The sequence below is a fragment of the Amycolatopsis sp. NPDC003676 genome, assembly GCF_053587275.1.
Map to the genome: position 1 here is coordinate 1 of NZ_JBSFNS010000146.1, position 17,336 is coordinate 17,336.

The window sequence follows — 17,336 nt, forward strand, 5'->3', positions numbered from 1 at the left end:
CTCCCTTACCACCCCGGGGCCGGGGGGGGGGGCGGGGCGGGCCCCCCGGGGTTGGTGTTTCCCGTGGTTCCCTTGTTTTTTGTCGTGAGTGCCTATCCCGGTTAGAACCGTGATCGCCACTCACGACCCCCCTCCGCACCCTGCGTAACCTGTGTCACATTCACCCCATCAGTCACAGTGCTCCGAGCTGGTTGCGATGCCCGAACCGATGCGCGTCCGGCGATATCGAATACGCGTTCCGCGCATTTTCCGTGCTCATCGCGGATGCTTGAACGATGGGGAAACTTTCCGACAACTCCGCAATCCGTTCCGAATCGCGGACGCCGTCGTCGGCAATGCGTAAATAACCGCTCTGAGTTACGCGGCGGGCAACTCATTCCAGTCACGCAGGGTTATCAGGAGCTGGTCCACCAGGTGGCCCGCTTCGTCTAAATTGACCAGTTCGGCCGAGTTGACCCACCGCGCGTCGGTGGCGTCGTCGCCCGCGGTGAGGATTCCGCCGGTCCACGTGCATTCGTAGTCGTGGATGTCGTAGACCCCGCGGACGACGGACCCGGCCAATGTGTGCGGTCTCACGTCCAGTCCGGTCTCTTCGCGGAGTTCCCGGACCACCGCTTCGTGGTCCGTTTCGCCCGGTTCCACGCGTCCGCCGGGCAGCGACCACTGGCCTTTCCCTGGATCGTTCGCGCGCCGGATGAGCAGGAGTCTGCCCTGGTCGTCGAACACAATGCCGCCGACGCAGCGTTCGAGATGGTCCATCCCGCGAAGGTAGCCGACCCCGGCCGCGCCCCCTAGCGTTCAGGAACCTGTACACGGAGAGTAGCCGTACGGTACACTTCGAGCGGCTGGCTGACCCATGCGCGGGACTTTCCTCCCGCGTGGGTGGTCAGTGCGGTACAACGTAGAAAGTCAGTTTTCCGGGTGTCATGGAAGAGACGGGATTGATCGCTGTGAACGCGAAGAAGCTTGCGGGACTCGTGGGTATCGCGTTGGTGCTGTTCTTCGTGATCGCCCAGCCGGGACATGCTGCGGGACTTGTCAGCAACATTGTTGAGTTCCTCCGCAGCTCGGCCGAATCGGTGATCACGTTCGTCAGCAACGTCTTCCACTGACGGCAGGGGATACCCTCGGACTATGTTCGCGCCACGCGACCCTGACGAGTACCTCCTCGACACCGAGCGGCGGGTCATCCGGATCCGCCGCCACTGGGCGGTGCTCCTCTGGGACACGTTCGAAGCAGCCGCGCTGCTGATCGTGTGCGTGCTGGTGTCGTATCTGCTGCCGCCCTCGATGTGGGTGGTGCAGAACATCCTCTGGTACGTCGCGCTGGCGGTGGTGCTGCGGTTCGCCTACGTGATCATCGAATGGTGGGTCGAACGGCTAGTCGTCACCGACAAACGGTTCGTGATGACCACCGGCGTCTTCACCACCAAGGTGCTGATGATGCCGATCAGCAAGGTCACCGACCTCACCTACCAGCGTTCGGCCTGGGGCCGGATGCTGGGCTACGGAACGATGGTCGTCGAATCGGCGGGCCAGATCCAGGCGCTGAACCGGATCGACTACCTGCCGCGGCCCGAGGAGTTCTACGACACGATCTCCGAGCTCGTGTTCGGCGACAAGCAGAAGCAGGCCGAACGGTTCTCGATGATCAAGGCACAGCGCGCGGCGCGGGGCAAGAAGCCGGTCGGCTGACCCCGGGCGCGTCGGCACTGGTCCCGGCGCCGAGGTGACGCAGCGCATCGTCGAGAATAGGTCCGATGCGCATCGACCTGCACGCCCACTCCACGGCCTCCGACGGTACCGACAGCCCTGCCGAGCTCGTCGGCGCTGCCGCGCGTGCCGGTCTCGACGTCGTCGCGATCACCGACCACGACACCACCGCGGGCTGGGAACCGGCCGCCGCCGCCCTGCCCGCCGGGATGACGCTCGTGCCCGGTGCGGAGCTGTCGACGGTCTCGATCGACCCGGACACCGGTTACGAGATCAGCGTGCACCTGCTCGCGTACCTCTTCGACCCGACCGCGCCCGCGATCGTCGCGGAACAGACGCGGCTGCGCGTCGAACGGCGCACCCGGTTGCGGCGGATGGCCGAGCGGATGGCCGCCGACGGCCTCCCGGTCGACGCCGACGAAATCCTGAGCCTGCTGCCCGAGGATTCGCCCGCGGGGCGGCCGCACCTCGCGCAGGCGCTCGTCCGGGCCGGTCTGGTCAGCTCCGTCGACGAGGCTTTCGGCGACTACCTGCACAGCCGCCGCGGCTACTACGTCGCGCGCCGCGACACTCCGGTCGAGGAAGCGATTGACATGGTCACCGCGGCCGGCGGGGTTACCGTGATCGCGCACCCCTTCGCCTTCAGCCGCGGCGCGACGATCAGCGAGGACACCCTGCGCGATCTGACGGCTCGCGGACTGACCGGCGTCGAGGTCAACCATCCCAACCACGATCCGGCGACCCGGGCGCGCACCCGCGAGCTGGCCGACGAGCTGGGCCTGATCCGCACCGGGTCCAGCGACTATCACGGCACGAACAAGACCATCGGGCTCGGCCAGGAAACGACCGAACCGGACCAGCTGGAGGAATTGGTGGGGCGGGCGACCGGCTTCCAAGTGGTGAAGGGCTGAGATGGCCGTCTCGGATTTCTTCGACGCGAAGCTCTTCATGAGCGCGACGATCACCCTCGTCGTGATCATGGACCCGCCGGGCACGGTGCCGGTGTTCCTCAGTCTGGTCGGCCGCAAACCGATGGCGACGCGGGTGAAAGCGGCCCGGCAGGCGGTGCTGGTGTCGCTGCTGGTCATCTCGCTGTTCGCGGTGGCCGGGCAGGCGATCCTGGCGTATCTGGGGATCGGGATCCCCGCGCTTCAGGGTGCGGGCGGGCTGCTGCTGTTGCTGATCGCGTTGCAGCTGCTCACCGGCAACGCGGGCAGCAACGAGCCCGAGGCGGCTGAGGACGTCAACGTCGCCCTCGTTCCCCTTGGTACGCCGCTGCTGGCCGGTCCTGGCGCGATCGCGGCGACCATCGTGTTCGTCCGCCAGGCCGACGGTCATCTGGGCGCGTACATCGCGCTGGCGCTGGCGATCGTGACCGTGCATTTCGTGCTGTACACCTGCATGCGGTTCTCCGGCGTGGTCATCCGGCTGATCAAGGAAAGCGGCATCACGCTCCTGGCGAAGATCGCCGGCCTGCTGCTCGCCGCGATCGCGGTGGAGCTGGTCGCGAATTCGGTGCAGGGCTTCATCGCCGGCGGCTAGCCCGGGCCGGGGTCGCGCCGGGGCCACGCCGGAAAGTGTCGGTGGGGGTGCGTAGCGTGGGCGTCGATGGAAGGGGGCGGCGTGAAAGAACAGATGGGGTTCGACTTCGGCGTCGAGCAACCGCAACGGCTCACCAAGGTGTCGCCGGCGCGGCTGAGCACCTTTGACGATTGCCCGCGCCGGTACCGGCTGGCTTATCTCGACCGGCCGACGCCGCAGCGCACCGGGCCGTGGGCGCACAGCACGCTGGGCGCGGTGGTGCACAACGCGTTGCGGGCGCTTTTCGACCTGCCAGTGGCGAAACGGACGCCGCAGCGCGGGATCGCGCTGGTGTCCGAGCACTGGAAGGACGCCGGTTTCGCGGACGACGACCAGGCCGCGCGCTACCGGGCGCGAGCGAAGGGCTGGGTCGCGGAGTACGTAGAGGACAACGACGTCAGCGACGATCCGGTGGGATTGGAACGCTGGGTCTCCGCCCCGGTCAGCACCACCGGCGGCCGCCCCACGATGATCATCGAAGGCAGGGCCGACCGCATCGACCAGCGCGGCGGCGAACTGGTGATCGTGGACTACAAAACCGGCCGCCGAGCACCCGACGAACACGAGGCCCGCGCTTCCCAGGCTTTGGCGATGTACGCCGTAGCCGCGACGCGCACTTTGCGGATGCCGTGCACGAAGGTCGAGTTGCACCATTTGCCGTCCGGCACGATCGCCGCGGCGGAACACACACCGGAAACCTTGAAGCGGCACTTGGAACGCGCCGAGGAGACCGCCGGAGATTTGCGGTTGGCAGCGGATACCCTGGACGCTGGCGGTGATGGAGACACGCTGTTCCCCGCCCGCCCCGACCGCCGCTGCGCATGGTGCGACTTCCGCCCGAGCTGCGTGGCGGGACAGCAGACCGCTCCTGCCGCGCAGCCGTGGGATTTGCTTGCGCCGTAGGGATTTCCCGAGACGTGGATGGGACCCGAGGAACGTGGCGTCACCGGAGATGGAGAAAACGGCTCGCCGTGCGGCTAGTGCGCGGGGCCGCGGTGCTGCTGGTGGCGGGTCGGGGATTCGCGGGGTAGCGAGGAAGGATTTTGCTGCTGTGACAACGGATCTTGCCGCTGAACAGGGCGGGATTCGCGACGGACGTCGTGCTGAGGACGCCGATGCTCACGCGGGAAACGGCCGTGCGGACAGCGATGGCTCGGATGCGCGCAACACCGCGAGCCTGAACGGAGACGGTGCCGTTGCGCGCGGTGGCGCGACCGCGGACGGCGGCCGTGCGAGCGAGGACTGCGCTGGGGCTGGTTCTGCGGTGGAGAAGCGCGCGGCAGTGGCGTCGCGGGGGTTGTCGCGGGAGGACAACGCTACGGTGCTCGATGGTGCAGAAGCCGCGCATGACCCGAGGGTGGGTCACTCTGCGGTTGTGCATGACCCGCCTGCGGTCGAAGGTCTCGCGCACGGTGGGAACGCGGTTATCCATGACTCAGCATCGGCCAACAGCGCCGAGCCGCGTGGCGCGGCTCCTGGTCGCATCGACAGTGCGAGCAGGAATGATGGCGCGACTTCAAACGGCGCGACGGTGGAAGATTGCTCGGCTGCCGGTCGCGGCGAGGCACTGCGCGGGGCGGCGGGCAGTCGTGTGGCGGCGGGGCGTGCTGCTGCGGTTATGCATGATTCGGCGGCAAACGGGCGCGTCGTGAGCGATGGCGCAGAGGTTGGCTATCACTCGACGTCGAGTGATGCCGCGGTTATGCATGGCTCGGCGTCTGCCGGTAATGCCGAGGTGGGCGCTGCTGCGGTTATGCATGATCCGGCGTCGGCCAACAGTACCGATGTGAGCCGCGCGGCCGCGGTTATCCACGAAACACCCGAGTCAGACAGCGCACCCGGCGGCGATGAAGCATCAGCGGCACCCGCGCACATCGAACCATCCGCGAGGCCCAAACCCCGTGGAAGGTGGTGGCGAGGGTTCACCGGTTCGGTCGCCGCTGGAATGGCAGTCCTGGCCGTCGGGGTGCTGGTCGTCGGCGTGTTGTGTCTCGTGAACGGCGCGTCCGGGCCGGGAGTGCTCAAGCTCGTCGGGCATCCGGTGGCAGCGGTGATTGTGCTTGCGCTGCAACGGATCGCCGACCGTCGGGTCGGGAAGGTGGCGGCGTTGGCGGGGGCTGGGGTGCTGGTCGTCGCGGGGGTGGCGTTCGGCGTGTTGTGGTGGTTTTGAGGCGCTCAGCGAAGAGCAGCGACGGTCGGGCCGCGTTGTTCCAGCAGCACCGGGCCTAGCGCGGTGAGGCGGATCGGACCCGCGTAGGCGCCGCGGTCGACGCCGACTGTGCGCAGCGTTGCGCCGTTCTCTTCGTTCAGCACGGCCAGGCCGCCGCGGATGGGGACTACCAACTGGGTCGCGAAGGTGATCCCGGGGCCGAGCGTGCCGTCCAGGGTCCAGCGGGGCGAGAGGTCGTCTCGGGACAGGGCGACGGTTTTCGAGCCGGTGTACCAATAGATCCCGGCTGCGGTGCGGGTCGTCGCTTCGGTGCCGCCGACCGGCTCATTCGCTACGTCCGACGCGGGGAGATCCATGGGGTAGGCGGCTTTTTGCGAGCCGTCCGCGCCGTAGACGACGTACAGCTTCTGATCCGGCAACAGGACGCCGGTGAGGTCGCCCGACATCGCGACGACCCGGGCCCGCTTGCCTGCGAGCAGGGCGGTGTAGGTGACCTTCGGTTCGTCCTCGTGCTCGGCGGTCGCCTTGTAGACGGTCAGGCGATCCGTACGGTCGCCGGGGCAGCGTTCGATCACGCCGATTTTGTCGGCGCCCACTGCTACGGTTCCGTAAGTGCAGTTGGGGCGCGGTTGCTTGTTCGCATTTTGCAGGAACGGGACTTTGCCGTACTCCATGCTCTTCACGAGATCGTCGCGCCACGTGTCGAGGAGATGTTTGCCGGTGGTCGTGACGTGGCTGCCGTCGCTGACGAGGCGGGTGCCCAGTTCGGCGTCGCCGTTGCGCTGGGCGGTGATGCGGCCGGTCGCGGGGTCGAGCTGAGTGACCTCGCTGCAGCCCATTGTCTTGTGGTACACGGCGTTCACGCGGCCCCAGGCAGCGTCCACAGTGCACAGTTGCAGGTTTTCGCGGGTGTAGTGCCAGCGGATCTGCCCGGTGAGCGGATCGCGGCCGGCGACCTCGCTGCCGTCCGCGGTGGTGACGGTGTCGGACTGTCCGATCGGGATCGGTGTCGCGGAGCTCGGCGCTTGCCACAGCTGCGTCATCGATCCAGGCACCACGGACGGCGGCGCGGGGAGGGCGTGCGGCTGATCCGCCAGGGCGCGGCTGGTGTGCAGGTTGTCGCTCGTGGCCGCGACGATCGCGGCGACCACTGCGACCACCACGACAATCGCGCCCGCGATCATGCGGTCGCGCCCTCGGTTCCACGGCGAGCGGCGGGCTTTTCCTGGCGTCGCAACGGGATTCGTCGAGGATCGGCGGGGGAGGAGGTTTTCGGAACCGTAGGGCTCGGCGGGGGTGCTGGCGACCCCGGCGTCCGTGACGCGCGCGATCGGGCCGGTTTGCTCCTCGGGAGTGACCGGCGGGATCGGGGCGTTGGGGCCTGCGTGCCGGGGGGCCGACGCGGGTGGCTCGGCGGAAGCCTGTTCGGTGGTTGCCGCGACAGGGCCTGCGGTCTGCGAGCCGGGCATGGTTGATGCGGCGGAGTCGCCGGTGGCAGGCGCGCCGGGGCCTGCGGCCTGCGAGCCGGGCATGGCTGATGCGGCGGAGTCGCCGGAGGCTGGCGCGCCGGGGCCTGCGGCCTGCGAAGCGGCTGATGCGGAGGTGTTTCCGGCGGAGTCGCCGGTCGCTGGCGTGGCGGAGCTTGCAGCTGCCTCGGCGGAAGCCTGTTCGGTGGCTGGTGTTGCGGGGCCGGTGGCTGGTGAGTTGGAGACGGCTGAGCCAGCGGCGGAAGCGTTGCTGGTGGCCGGTGAGCTGGAAAAGGCTGAGCCAGCGGCGGAAATGTTGCCGATGGCTGGTGTTGCGGGGCCGGTGGCCGGTGAGCCGGAAACGGCCGAGCCAGCAGCGGAAACGTTGCCGGTGGCTGGCACATCGGAGCCTGGAGCGGCCTCGGCTGGCTCAGCAGAAGCCGCGTCAGTTTGGCTGCTGGAGGTCGGCGAGACCGGGTTCCCAGCCGCTGAAGCAAGTTCGGCTGAAGACTTCTCGGCCGAGCCCCCGGGAGCCGGCAGATCGGCGTCCGTAGCCGACGGGTTCAGGCCCGCAGACGCAGTCTTAGCCGACTCGTCACCGCCTGCAGCACCCGAAGCATCCGGCGACGAACCAGCGTCCTCATCCGAGACGGGCACCCCGGCCGGAAGGTCCGGCCGGGGGCGTTCGTCGGGATTCGCGGGAGTGCCCGCTACGTTCGATCCAGGTTCGGGGGGCGTTTCGCCGTTCCCGTGGTCGTTCACGTAACTGACTCCCCGGTGTGTCGCTCAGTCTGCCGACGCAGGTGTATCAGATGCGGACGGACGACGGCGACGGCGGCGGCGTGCCGGGCGGTCTCCGGTTTCTCCGGAGTCGGACGTCGTCGCGGGGGTGGCGTTGCCGGTGGACGTCGCCGGGCCGGTCGCGTCCGCGCCCGAGCGGGTGCGGCGGCGCGACCGGGGGCGGTCTTCCTGCTGGTCCGAACCCGAGGAGGCCGGGGCGGCGGCGTCAGCGGCTTCGATCGCCGCGGCCGAGCGGGCGCCACCGCGGGTTCGCTTGCGCGGGGCGCGGTTGCGCTTGCGCGGCGCTTCCTCATCAGAAGAAGGCCCAGCAGAGCCGCGACGGCCCCGGCGCTTGCCGCCCAGGTCTTCCTCCTTTTCGGCGGCCAGGCCGGCCCGCGTGCGCTTCGACAGCGGCAGGCGGCCCTTCGTGCCCTCGGGAATGCCCAGGTCGCTGAACAGGTGCGGCGACGACGAGTACGTCTCCATCGGCTCCGCCAGATCCAGGTTCAGCGTGTCCGAGATCAGCTTCCAGCGCGGTTCCTCGTCCCAGTCGACGAGAGTGATCGCGACACCCGTGCGACCCGCGCGGCCGGTTCGGCCGATGCGGTGGACGTAGGTCTTCTCGTCCTCGGGGCATTGGTAGTTGATCACGTGCGTGACGTCGTCGATGTCGATGCCCCGCGCCGCGACGTCCGTCGCCACCAGGACGTCGACCTTGCCCGAGCGGAACGCGCGCAGCGCCTGCTCACGCGCGCCCTGGCCGAGGTCGCCGTGCACGGCGGCGGCCGCGAAACCGCGTTCCACCAGGTCGTCGGCGATCTTCTGGGCGGTGCGCTTGGTGCGGCTGAAGATCATCGTGAGCCCGCGGCCTTCGGCCTGCAGCGCCCGCGCGATCAGCTCCGTCTTGTCCATCGAGTGCGCCCGGTAGACGAACTGCGAGGTGCGCTCGTGGATCGCGCCGGCGTCGTTCTCCTCGGCCCGGATGTGCGTGGGCTGGTTCAGGAACGTGCGCGCGAGCGTGATGATCGGGCCCGGCATCGTGGCGGAGAACAGCATGGTCTGCCGCTCGTCCGGCACCATCCGGAGGATCCGCTCGATGTCCGGCAGGAAGCCCAGGTCCAGCATCTCGTCGGCCTCGTCGAGGACGAGCCCGCGGATCTTGCCGAGCACCAGGTGCTGCTGCTCGGCGAGGTCGAGGAGCCGCCCTGGCGTGCCGATGACGACGTCGACACCCTTGCGCAGCGCCTCGATCTGCGGCTCGTACGGCCGTCCGCCGTAGATCGCCAGCGTGCGGATGCCGAGGTGCTTCCCGGCGCCCTTCAGGTCGTTCGCGACCTGGATGCACAGCTCGCGCGTCGGGACCACGACCAGCACCTGCGGGGTGCCGTCGCCGGGCACCTGCACGCGGTGCAGCAGCGGGACGCCGAAGCCGAGCGTCTTGCCCATGCCGGTGCGGGCCTGGCCGATGAGGTCGTCGCCGGCCATGGCGAGCGGAAGGGTCAGCGCCTGGATGGCGAAGGTGCGCTCGATTCCGGCTTCGCCGAGCGCTTTGACGATTTCGGGTTTCACACCGAACGACGCGAACGTCGGCGACTCCTCGGCCACCGGGGCACCGGCCTGCAGCGGGTGCGACGTGTCCAGCGCGGCCGGTCCGTTTTCGCTGTGCTCGAGGGCGACAGCGGCGGTGGCCTGCGCGGGTTCGGTCTGTTCGGTTGTGGACTGTTCTGCGGTCAGGGTGATCGCCTCTCTCGTGACCAGCGCGCACAGGCCGGTTGTCACTCGACACTCGACCGGGGGCCTGACTCGCACCTGCGGCCTCGTCTGCTGGAGGCCAGTGGTGCCGGAGCCGCCCTCCCGGGAATGCCGCTAGGAGGCGTGCACGCACACTTGCGGCGAACCCCGGTCGCCCTGGTGGCACCGGCCGCTCGCCTGGTTCCCGCCGCTCCAGGGACCTCTCGGAAAAAGCCGGTCCGGCGCGGCGAAGCTCTGTTTATCCGATCCCACTGTACCTGGTCAGGTGTTTTCCGGGGAATACCGGGCGCGGCGGCGCGGCGTGGGATCGGTCTCTTCGCGGCGCGGGCCTGCGGTTCGGCGATACCCTCGTCGCCGTGACCGACCCCGCTGAAGCTGCCGCGCCCCCGACCTCCCCGCCCGCGATCAGCGAAGGCGTCGTCGACCTGCTCGGCGTGATCGCCTACCTGGAACTGTCCGCGTTCGACCGGATGGCCGAGGACGCCCGCAGCGCGCCGACGCTCGCCGGCCGCGCCGCGCTCGCGTCGATGGCGGCCGCCGAGATCGGGCACCTCGATCTGCTGACGAAGCATCTGGCCGCGAACGGCGTCGCGGTCGAGGACGCGATGGCCCCGTTCGTGTCGCAAGTGGACGCGTGGCACGGCTCCACCCGGCCCAAGTCGTGGCTGGAATCGCTGGTCAAGGCGTATGTCGGGGACGGGCTCGCGGCCGATCTCTACCGCGAGATCGCGAGCTGGCTCGACCCCGAGACCAAGGACCTGGTGCTGACCGTGCTCGCCGACACCGGGCATTCGGCGTTCGCCGAGCGCGAAGTCGCGGCCGGGATCAAGGCCGATCCGAAGGCCCGCGACAAGCTCGCGCTGTGGGGACGGCGGCTGCTCGGCGAGGCGCTTACCCAGGCGCAATACGTGGTGGCCGAACGCGATGGCCTGGCCGAACTCATCGTCGCGGGTTCCGGCGATCTCGCGGGAATCGGCGCGCTGTTCCGCCGGTTGCAGCAAGGGCACACCAAGCGCATGCAGGCGCTGGGGCTGGGCTGAGCGAGTGGTCGCGAATCACCTGCTGGTCGCACGCCACCGGGGCGGCCCGCTTCGGTTAGCCTTGCCGGGCGTAGTCACAACGAGTTTTCAGCGGAGGTCCCACGTGGAGGTCAAGATCGGCATCAAGGACACGCCGCGCGAGCTGGTGGTGTCCAGTGGCCAGACTCCCGAAGAGGTGGAGAAGCTGGTCGCCGAGGCCCTGACGGCCGGTGACGGGCTCTTCCGCCTCAACGACGAGAAGGGCCGCAAGTACCTGGTCCCGTCCGACCGCATCGCATACGTCGAGATCGCCCCGTCCGACGTCCGCAAGGTCGGCTTCGGCGTCGGCGACTGAGCCCAGCCGAGCTTCAGAGGTCCGTGAAGGGCCCCTTGAGGGAATCTGATTCCTTCAAGGGGCCCTTCACGACTTTTGGGGACCGGTCAGGCGGTGGCCTCTTCGACCTCGGCCAGCGTCTTCGGGACCGCGAACGGCGGCGTGGACGTGCCGGTGAGCCGGTAGCGGCCCCACGGGTCCGGATCGGACAGTTCGCCCTCGGCGGTGTGCTCGCCGACCCGCACCTCGCAGGCCTTCTTGCGTCCGCCGACCGTCTCGGCCAGCTTCGGGTCCGCGGCGACGCGGCCGTACCAGTGGTAATACCCGTCGATCGGCTGGAAATAGCCGCGCAGATCGACGTCCGCGGTGATTTCCGTGCCGTCGACGACCAGCGTCGCCGAGCCCGTGTAGCCGTCTTCGTCGTCGCTCATCCGGGGTCCTCTCGTCAGCCTGCGTCGCTGTCCGACTCGTCTTCGGTGCGTCCGAGCTGGACGACCTTGTTCTCCTCGAGCGGCAGGTTCGGGTCGATCACCACGCCTTGCTGGCGGGTGAGCCCGTCGATCGCCGCCCAGATGATCTGGGTGAGGTACTCGACCACCGAATCGCGGCCCATCGAGCGCCGGTCCAGCCACCATTCGCCGGTGCTCTGGACCATGCCGACGATCCCGTGCGCCCACGGTTCGGCCGCGCCGGAGTCCATGTTGAACATCCGCATGTAGTCGCCGAGCAGCGCGGTCAGCGCGGTCGCGATGACCTCTTTGTCCTCCGCGACGACGTCCGAATCGGTGGTTTTGCCCGGCAGTCCGCCGTGTGCCAGCAAGCGGTACAGGTTCGGGTGTTCTTCGATGACGCCGAAGAACGAGTCGAGCGCCATCCGGATCCGAGGCACCGGCGCGAGTTCCGCGTTGATCGCCGGGATCAGCCGTTCGAAAAGGATCTCCGTGCCGCGCTGGCCGAGTGCGACGTACAGGTCGGCCTTGTCCTCGAAATGCCGGTACAGCACGGGTTTCGTGACGCCTGCTTCCGCCGCGACGTCCTCCATGCCGAGGTCTGGACCGTGCGCGTCGAGCGCGCGCAGAGCGGCCTCGACGAACTCCGCGCGGCGGGCGATGCGGTGCTTGCGCCAGCGGTCGCGGCGGGCGTCCCCGGTGCTCGGTTCGGTGTCGGCTGCCTGCTTGCCGGACTGCTTGCTGGAGCGCTTGACACGTTCGATCACGAAGGTCATGCTACCAGAGGTAACTGTTACCGCAGGTTACATGTTCTGCGGCGACAGCGGGACGCGGCTTCTCGATTCAACGGCGAGTCAGGCGCTGGAAGGGGCTGATGATGACGCGGACGCTCAAGGTGACCGACCGGGAGGCGACGGCACAGCGGTTGCTGAAGTCGGCGGCGAACAAGTTCTACGACCCGGACGTCGACATCGACTGGGACGCGCCCCTCGTGGAGGGCAAGCGGTACATCCTGCCGGAGCGCTCGTCGCTGTACGGCACCCCGCTCTGGGACCGGCTGAGCCCGGAGCAGCGGATCGAGCTGGGCAAACACGAGATGGCCAGCATCGCGACCACCGGGCTGTGGTTCGAAATCCTCCTGATGCAGATGCTGCTCAAGGAGGTCTACGAACAGGACCCGACGACGGCGCACGCGCAGTTCGCGCTCACCGAGATCGCCGACGAATGCCGGCACTCCACGATGTTCGCGCGGATGTCCGCGCGGATCGGCTGCCCGACCTACGGTCCGGTGCCGGTGCTGCGGCAGTTCGCGAAGCTGATGCCGACCATTTCCTACGGCCCGGCGCGCTACGGCGCGATCCTGGTCGCCGAGGAGGTGCTCGACCGGCTGCAGCGCGAGCAGATGAACGACGAGGAGATCCAGCCGCTGGTGCGGATGGTGAACCGGATCCACGTGCTGGAGGAGGCGCGGCACGTCACCTTCGCCCGCGAGGAAGTCACTCGCGGGATGGCGAAACTCGGCCGTGCGGAGGTCGCCTACCAGCAGTTCAGCATCGCGCTGATCTCGTACTTCGTGACGCGGGCGTTCATCAACCCGAACGTCTACAAGGCGGTCGGGATCCGGCCGCGCGAGGGCGTCGAGACGGCGCTGAACAACCCGCACTGGCGCGCGACGATCGCGTGGGCGGGGGAGAAGATCATGCCGTTCCTGCAGGAGTCCGGTCTGGTCGGGTTGCCAGGGAAACCGTTCTGGCGCAAGTCTTTCCTGCTTCCGGAGGGCAAGTGACTACCGTTGAGCGGCTGCGCAATCCGGCGCGGGAGCATCGGTTTGTGACCAGCGACGGCTGTGCGCTGCACGTCGAAATGAGCGGCCCGGCTGATGCCGCGGTGACACTGGTGCTGGTGCACGGCTGGACGCAGGACCACCGCACGTGGGACGGCGTCATGGACCACCTCGGGCCTGGCGTCCGGACGCTGCGCTACGACCTGCGCGGACACGGCGGTTCCGCGGCCGCCACCAAGGAAACCGGGACGATTCCGCGCCTGGCCGACGATCTGGCCGAGCTGATCGCGGCCCGTGTGCCCTCAGGTCCGCTGGTGCTCGCCGGGCATTCGATGGGCGGCATGACCATCATGGCGCTGGCCGAGCGGCATCCCGAACTGGTCCGCGACCGGGTCGTCGGGACGGCGTTCGTGGCGACGTCGTCCGGGCAGATGGACCGGATCACGTTGGGGCTGCCCGGAATGGCGGGCCAGTTCTCCGCACGGTTCGAACGTCGGCTGGCGAAAGCGTTGTCGCACCGCAAAGGCGAGCGGCTGCCGTTGAGCCCGGCGATGGTGCGTTCGGGCGCGCGGTTCCTCGTTTTCGGCGACCACCCGCGCCGCGCGGATCTGCGGCTCGTGGCGGATCAGCTGTTGTGCGCGCATCCGGCGAGCCTCGGCGCGTTCCAGGACGCGATTTCGACGCATGACCGCCGCGTCGCGCTGGCGACTTTGCGCGGTACCCCGTCCGTGGTGCTGGCGGGGGAGAAGGACCGGCTTTGCCCGCTTCCGCACGCGAAGGTGATCGCGGAGGAGCTGCCGGACGCGGAGTTTGTCCGTTTTCCCGGTGCTGGGCACATGCTGCCGCAGGAGCGGGCGGGCGAGGTCGCGACCCGGATCGGAGCCTTGTTGCGCGTCTCGTGAGTGTTTATGCCGGTTAGAACCGGCATAAACACTCACGAGAGCCACACATTCGTAACCGTGCGCGTTCGCCTCTTTCGCGCTCGTACCTGACTGTCGGCTGTTCCCGGCCGCCCGGCGATGTCACGCTGGGTGGCTGGGATGTCGCCGACGGAACAGGACGGGCATGGGCCAGCCGCTGAGCGCGCACGTCAACCGGAGCCTGATGGCGATTTCCCGGCGAGCGGAAAGCGTGGACCGGCATACGCTGGCCAAAACCTTCGTGGTGGCCGGGTCGTTCTCGGCGATGCTGCATTCCGCGGATCATCAGATCCTGTACGGCCGCCGCGGAACCGGTAAGACGCATGCCTTGCTGTACTTGGCCGATCTGGTCGAAGAGACCCACGATGTCGCGGTATATCTGGATTTGCGCACGATCGGTTCCACTAGTGGCCTGTACGCGAATCAGCAGCTGCCGGTATCGCTTCGCGGCACGCAGCTGCTGGTCGACACGCTGGAAGCGGTGCACGAGCAGCTGCTGACCACGGCGATCGAGACCAGGGTTTCGGACCAGGAAGACCTGCTGCAGGGCTTGGACGAGCTGACCGAGGCGGCGACGACGGTCGAGGTCGTCGGCAATGTCGAACGGGAGACGACCGTCGGGGGATCCGCGGAGAAGTCAACTGGTGCGGGCGCTTCCGCGTCCTGGGGGCCGGGTGGTCCGCGCGGTCAGGTGACGATGTCGGGGAGCAGCCGGCATTCGGTGACGGCTTCGGATCGGTTGCGGCGCACCGGAATCGAGCATCACCAGGTCATCTTCGGGCCGCTCAGCCGGGCGCTGGCGCGGATCACGGCGGCGCTGGCACCGGCTCGGCTGTGGTTGCTGCTGGACGAGTGGAGTGCGATTCCCCTTGAGCTGCAACCGTTGCTGGCGGATCTGCTGCGCCGCAGCGTGCTCCCGACGCGCGGGGCGACGGTCAAGATCGCGGCGATGGAACGCCGGTCCCGGTTCCGCGAACCAGGACGGGAAGGCGACTACGTCGGCATCGAGGTCGGCGCGGACGCGGCCTCCGCGGTCAGCTTCGACGACGTGCTCCTGTTCGACCACGGCCGAAGCCAGTCGAGACAGTTTTTCGCCGAGCTGTTCCTCAATCACGTACGACCGCGGATGCCGGTGACCGACGATCCGGCGGAATTCGTGGCCACCGCGTTCAGCCGCACCGCGTTTCCCGAACTCGTGCGCGCGGCCGAAGGCGTGCCCCGGGACGCGATCAACATCGCCGCGTTGGCCGCGCAGCACGCGAACACCGCGACCATCGGGATCCGGCACGTGCGGCAGGCGGCGCAAGATTGGTATCTGCGCGACAAATACGCCGCGATCACCGGAAACGAACCAGCTTTGACGCTGCTGCGGTGGCTCGTCGACGAGGTGGTCGGCCGTCGGCGTTCTCGGACTTTCCTGCTCGAACACACTGGTGGCGCCCACGATCCGGCGATGCGCGATCTGTACGACGCCCGGCTCGTCCATTTGGTGCGGCGCGGCATCGTCAGCCGAAAGCGGCCGGGAACGCTCTACGACGGGTTCGCCATCGACTACGGCTGTTACGTCGCCTTGTTGTCCGACGGGGAACAACCGTCCCGGCGAAGCAAATCCGACGCCTGGCTGACCGATCCGCGCGGCGCGCTGCCGGACCATCTCGAGCAGCTGCTGGTCGAACTGCCCGGGGCAGCCAGATCGGTGCCACGCCAGCGAAAACCGCGCGAGTGAGCTAGCGGAGCCGTTCGAGCGCGGCGACGGTGGCCGGGACGTCTTCCCAGATCGGGGAGTGCCCGGTCTCGACGGTGACGAGTTCGCTGTCCGGCAGATGGTCGACGAGGTGCTGAGCGTCAGCGAGAGTGCGGGCCCGGTCGTGAATTCCGTGCAGCACCGTGACCGGGCAGCGAATCGACGCCAGCCGCGGCGTGAGGTCCAGATCCCGTTGGCTCGTCAGGACTTCCAGCGCGGCTTCGGCCGGGATGCGGGCGGCGTAGGCGAGCAGTTCGGCGCGCAGGTCCGGCGGCAACGGGACGGCGAAGGACCGGTCGAGCACGCCCGCGTGCAGGTCAGGACCCCAGGCGGAGGCGATCGTGGTGAGGATCCGGTCGACGTCGCCGTGGCCGCGCATGTGCGCGCCGGTGTTCGCGAGCAGCAGCCCGGACACCAGATCCGGCCGGGTGGCCGCGACGACCGTCGCAATACAGCCGCCGGTGGAATGCCCGATCAAGGTGACCGGACCGCCGTGCTGCTCGATTCGCGAGGCGACTCGCGCCGCGATGTCTTCGATCCGCCACGGACCTGGCGCGGTCATCCAGTCGACCGCGTCCAGTTCGTCCGGCAGTGCGGCGGCCAGCGGTGCGTAGATTCGCGGGCTGCAGAGCGTGCCCGGCACCGCCACGACGGGCACGGAGTCAGTTGTCCTTGAGCGGGAAACCGCCGCCGATGCCGCGCCAGGCGAGGTTCGCGGTGAGCGCCACGGCGTCCTCGCGGCTCATCGACTGGTTGTGCTGCAGCCAGTAGCGCGCGCTGACCTGGCTCATCCCGACCAGGCCGACCGCCAGCAGGCGAGCTTTCTCCTCGTCCAGCCCGGCGTCGGAGGTGATCGTCTCGGTGATGGCCTCGACGCTGGCCGAGGTCGCGCGGTCCACCGCCTCCTGCACGGCGGGCTCGCCGCGCAGGTCGGATTCGAAGACCATGCGGAACGCGCCCGCGTCGTTGTTCACGAAGTCGAAGAACGCGCCGACCGTCGCCGGGACGCGCTGGCGGTTGTCGCTGGTGGAGTTCAGCGCGCCCTGCACGCGGCCGACGAGGTCGTCGACGTGGCTTTCCAGCAGCGCGATGTACAGGTCGAGCTTGCCGGGGAAGTGCTGGTAGAGCACCGGCTTGCTGACGCCGGCCTCTTCGGCGATCTCGTCCATCGCCGCCGCGTGGTAGCCGTGCTCGGCGAAGACGCGCTGCGCGGCTGTCAGCAACTGGGCCCGGCGCTCGGTCCTTGGCAACCGGACGCCTCGTTGCAGTCGCGCCATCTCCGTCATTCTTCCTCCGTCCGCAGCCTTCGCCGGGCGGGTTCACCACCGCGTGAAGTGAACCTGACATTACTCGTGGGTACGCCCGAAATGCCAAGGGTCAGGCATCCTGGACTCGTGACGACCACGACCTCCCGCCCCACGGCCGCGGCGGCGGTCCGCCCGCCGGTGACCCACGTGCCATTGTCGACTACGCCCCTTCCGCCGCTCGACGGGGCGCTGCCAGCCTGGCCGGGAACGGTCGAAGACGGCTTGCACATCCGGCACACGCCCGGTCCCGACGGCACGCCCGCGGTGTACGTGCACGGGCTCGGCGGATCGTCCACGAACTGGACCGACCTCGCCGCG

Annotated in this window: 18 protein-coding genes and 1 pseudogene; 12 read left to right on the forward strand and 7 right to left on the reverse strand. The window is 68.7% G+C overall.

Annotated features, from left to right (window positions below):
- Positions 1 to 357: 357 nt before the first annotated feature.
- The gene (locus tag ACWDNU_RS41015; protein ID WP_449672819.1) at positions 358 to 759 is read right to left on the reverse strand and encodes an NUDIX hydrolase; all 402 of its coding nucleotides are present in this window, start codon (positions 757 to 759) and stop codon (positions 358 to 360) included.
- A gap of 167 nt (positions 760 to 926) precedes the next feature.
- On the opposite strand from ACWDNU_RS41015, the gene ACWDNU_RS41020 reads away from it, so the two are divergent.
- The 6 genes from ACWDNU_RS41020 to ACWDNU_RS41045 all read left to right on the forward strand — a co-directional run bounded on the left by ACWDNU_RS41020 (position 927) and on the right by ACWDNU_RS41045 (position 5,464).
- A complete protein-coding gene (locus tag ACWDNU_RS41020) occupies positions 927 to 1,112 on the forward strand; it encodes a hypothetical protein (RefSeq protein WP_009072958.1) in 186 nt (61 codons plus the stop codon).
- 22 nt (positions 1,113 to 1,134) lie between these two features.
- A complete protein-coding gene (locus ACWDNU_RS41025) occupies positions 1,135 to 1,695 on the forward strand; it encodes a PH domain-containing protein (protein WP_009072960.1) in 561 nt (186 codons plus the stop codon).
- Positions 1,696 to 1,760: 65 nt separating this feature from the next.
- Positions 1,761 to 2,624, forward strand: a complete 864-nt coding sequence (locus ACWDNU_RS41030) for a PHP domain-containing protein (protein ID WP_370940254.1) — start codon at positions 1,761 to 1,763, stop codon at positions 2,622 to 2,624.
- A 1-nt stretch (position 2,625) separates the two neighbouring features.
- On the forward strand, positions 2,626 to 3,255 hold the full coding sequence (locus ACWDNU_RS41035; protein ID WP_182894360.1) for a MarC family protein: 630 nt from the start codon (positions 2,626 to 2,628) through the stop codon (positions 3,253 to 3,255).
- A 93-nt stretch (positions 3,256 to 3,348) separates the two neighbouring features.
- Positions 3,349 to 4,197: a RecB family exonuclease gene (locus tag ACWDNU_RS41040; RefSeq protein ID WP_182894660.1), complete on the forward strand. Its 849-nt coding sequence runs from the start codon at positions 3,349 to 3,351 to the stop codon at positions 4,195 to 4,197.
- A 1,042-nt stretch (positions 4,198 to 5,239) separates the two neighbouring features.
- Complete coding sequence (locus ACWDNU_RS41045; RefSeq protein ID WP_449672820.1) at positions 5,240 to 5,464, forward strand: hypothetical protein; 225 nt, start codon at positions 5,240 to 5,242, stop codon at positions 5,462 to 5,464.
- A gap of 5 nt (positions 5,465 to 5,469) precedes the next feature.
- Here ACWDNU_RS41045 and ACWDNU_RS41050 read toward each other — a convergent pair whose 3' ends face one another.
- Together ACWDNU_RS41050 and ACWDNU_RS41055 are read right to left on the reverse strand one after the other, a co-directional pair.
- Positions 5,470 to 6,831, reverse strand: coding sequence for an Rv3212 family protein (locus ACWDNU_RS41050; protein WP_449672824.1), 1,362 nt, complete (start codon positions 6,829 to 6,831; stop codon positions 5,470 to 5,472).
- A gap of 885 nt (positions 6,832 to 7,716) precedes the next feature.
- The gene (locus tag ACWDNU_RS41055; RefSeq protein WP_449672825.1) at positions 7,717 to 9,315 is read right to left on the reverse strand and encodes a DEAD/DEAH box helicase; all 1,599 of its coding nucleotides are present in this window, start codon (positions 9,313 to 9,315) and stop codon (positions 7,717 to 7,719) included.
- Between the two features lie 503 nt (positions 9,316 to 9,818).
- On the opposite strand from ACWDNU_RS41055, the gene ACWDNU_RS41060 reads away from it, so the two are divergent.
- Both ACWDNU_RS41060 and ACWDNU_RS41065 read left to right on the forward strand, forming a co-directional pair.
- Positions 9,819 to 10,502 carry a ferritin-like fold-containing protein gene (locus ACWDNU_RS41060; RefSeq protein WP_182894358.1) on the forward strand — a complete coding sequence of 228 codons (684 nt, stop codon included), beginning with the start codon at positions 9,819 to 9,821 and terminating at the stop codon, positions 10,500 to 10,502.
- A 103-nt stretch (positions 10,503 to 10,605) separates the two neighbouring features.
- A complete protein-coding gene (locus ACWDNU_RS41065; protein WP_009072973.1) occupies positions 10,606 to 10,836 on the forward strand; it encodes a DUF3107 domain-containing protein in 231 nt (76 codons plus the stop codon).
- Positions 10,837 to 10,922: 86 nt separating this feature from the next.
- Here ACWDNU_RS41065 and ACWDNU_RS41070 read toward each other — a convergent pair whose 3' ends face one another.
- Together ACWDNU_RS41070 and ACWDNU_RS41075 are read right to left on the reverse strand one after the other, a co-directional pair.
- Positions 10,923 to 11,246 (reverse strand): DUF4873 domain-containing protein, encoded by a 324-nt coding sequence (locus ACWDNU_RS41070; protein WP_370940250.1) that lies wholly within the window; start codon positions 11,244 to 11,246, stop codon positions 10,923 to 10,925.
- A 14-nt stretch (positions 11,247 to 11,260) separates the two neighbouring features.
- Entirely contained in the window at positions 11,261 to 12,040 is a 780-nt protein-coding gene (locus ACWDNU_RS41075; RefSeq protein WP_370940249.1) for a TetR/AcrR family transcriptional regulator, read from the reverse strand.
- A 101-nt stretch (positions 12,041 to 12,141) separates the two neighbouring features.
- On the opposite strand from ACWDNU_RS41075, the gene ACWDNU_RS41080 reads away from it, so the two are divergent.
- From ACWDNU_RS41080 to ACWDNU_RS41090, 3 genes are all read left to right on the forward strand, one after another.
- A complete protein-coding gene (locus ACWDNU_RS41080) occupies positions 12,142 to 13,050 on the forward strand; it encodes an AurF N-oxygenase family protein (protein ID WP_067586114.1) in 909 nt (302 codons plus the stop codon).
- A complete protein-coding gene (locus ACWDNU_RS41085) occupies positions 13,047 to 13,949 on the forward strand; it encodes an alpha/beta fold hydrolase (protein WP_449672821.1) in 903 nt (300 codons plus the stop codon). Before ACWDNU_RS41080 ends, ACWDNU_RS41085 begins: the two co-directional genes overlap by 4 nt.
- A 163-nt stretch (positions 13,950 to 14,112) precedes the next feature.
- Positions 14,113 to 15,693: a hypothetical protein gene (locus ACWDNU_RS41090; protein WP_449672822.1), complete on the forward strand. Its 1,581-nt coding sequence runs from the start codon at positions 14,113 to 14,115 to the stop codon at positions 15,691 to 15,693.
- 1 nt (position 15,694) lies between these two features.
- Here the strand turns inward: ACWDNU_RS41090 and ACWDNU_RS41095 are convergent, their stop codons facing one another.
- Together ACWDNU_RS41095 and ACWDNU_RS41100 are read right to left on the reverse strand one after the other, a co-directional pair.
- Positions 15,695 to 16,369, reverse strand: coding sequence for an alpha/beta fold hydrolase (locus tag ACWDNU_RS41095; protein ID WP_449672823.1), 675 nt, complete (start codon positions 16,367 to 16,369; stop codon positions 15,695 to 15,697).
- Positions 16,370 to 16,373: 4 nt separating this feature from the next.
- Positions 16,374 to 16,997, reverse strand: coding sequence for a TetR/AcrR family transcriptional regulator (locus ACWDNU_RS41100; RefSeq protein WP_067585865.1), 624 nt, complete (start codon positions 16,995 to 16,997; stop codon positions 16,374 to 16,376).
- Between the two features lie 108 nt (positions 16,998 to 17,105).
- Here ACWDNU_RS41100 and ACWDNU_RS41105 point away from each other — a divergent pair.
- A pseudogene (locus ACWDNU_RS41105) lies at positions 17,106 to 17,336 on the forward strand (alpha/beta hydrolase); the annotation flags it as partial.

Excerpts from the sequence above, each read along its gene's own strand:
- ACWDNU_RS41030 (WP_370940254.1), top strand. The coding sequence starts at position 1,761 with ATGCGCATCGACCTGCACGCCCACTCCACGGCCTCCGACGGTACCGAC.
- ACWDNU_RS41015 (WP_449672819.1), bottom strand. The coding sequence starts at position 759 with ATGGACCATCTCGAACGCTGCGTCGGCGGCATTGTGTTCGACGACCAG.
- ACWDNU_RS41040 (WP_182894660.1), top strand. The coding sequence starts at position 3,349 with ATGGGGTTCGACTTCGGCGTCGAGCAACCGCAACGGCTCACCAAGGTG.
- ACWDNU_RS41070 (WP_370940250.1), bottom strand. The coding sequence starts at position 11,246 with ATGAGCGACGACGAAGACGGCTACACGGGCTCGGCGACGCTGGTCGTC.
- ACWDNU_RS41045 (WP_449672820.1), top strand. The coding sequence starts at position 5,240 with ATGGCAGTCCTGGCCGTCGGGGTGCTGGTCGTCGGCGTGTTGTGTCTC.
- ACWDNU_RS41080 (WP_067586114.1), top strand. The coding sequence starts at position 12,142 with ATGACGCGGACGCTCAAGGTGACCGACCGGGAGGCGACGGCACAGCGG.
- ACWDNU_RS41020 (WP_009072958.1), top strand. The coding sequence starts at position 927 with ATGGAAGAGACGGGATTGATCGCTGTGAACGCGAAGAAGCTTGCGGGA.
- ACWDNU_RS41035 (WP_182894360.1), top strand. The coding sequence starts at position 2,626 with ATGGCCGTCTCGGATTTCTTCGACGCGAAGCTCTTCATGAGCGCGACG.
- ACWDNU_RS41090 (WP_449672822.1), top strand. The coding sequence starts at position 14,113 with ATGGGCCAGCCGCTGAGCGCGCACGTCAACCGGAGCCTGATGGCGATT.
- ACWDNU_RS41075 (WP_370940249.1), bottom strand. The coding sequence starts at position 12,040 with ATGACCTTCGTGATCGAACGTGTCAAGCGCTCCAGCAAGCAGTCCGGC.
- ACWDNU_RS41100 (WP_067585865.1), bottom strand. The coding sequence starts at position 16,997 with ATGACGGAGATGGCGCGACTGCAACGAGGCGTCCGGTTGCCAAGGACC.
- ACWDNU_RS41025 (WP_009072960.1), top strand. The coding sequence starts at position 1,135 with ATGTTCGCGCCACGCGACCCTGACGAGTACCTCCTCGACACCGAGCGG.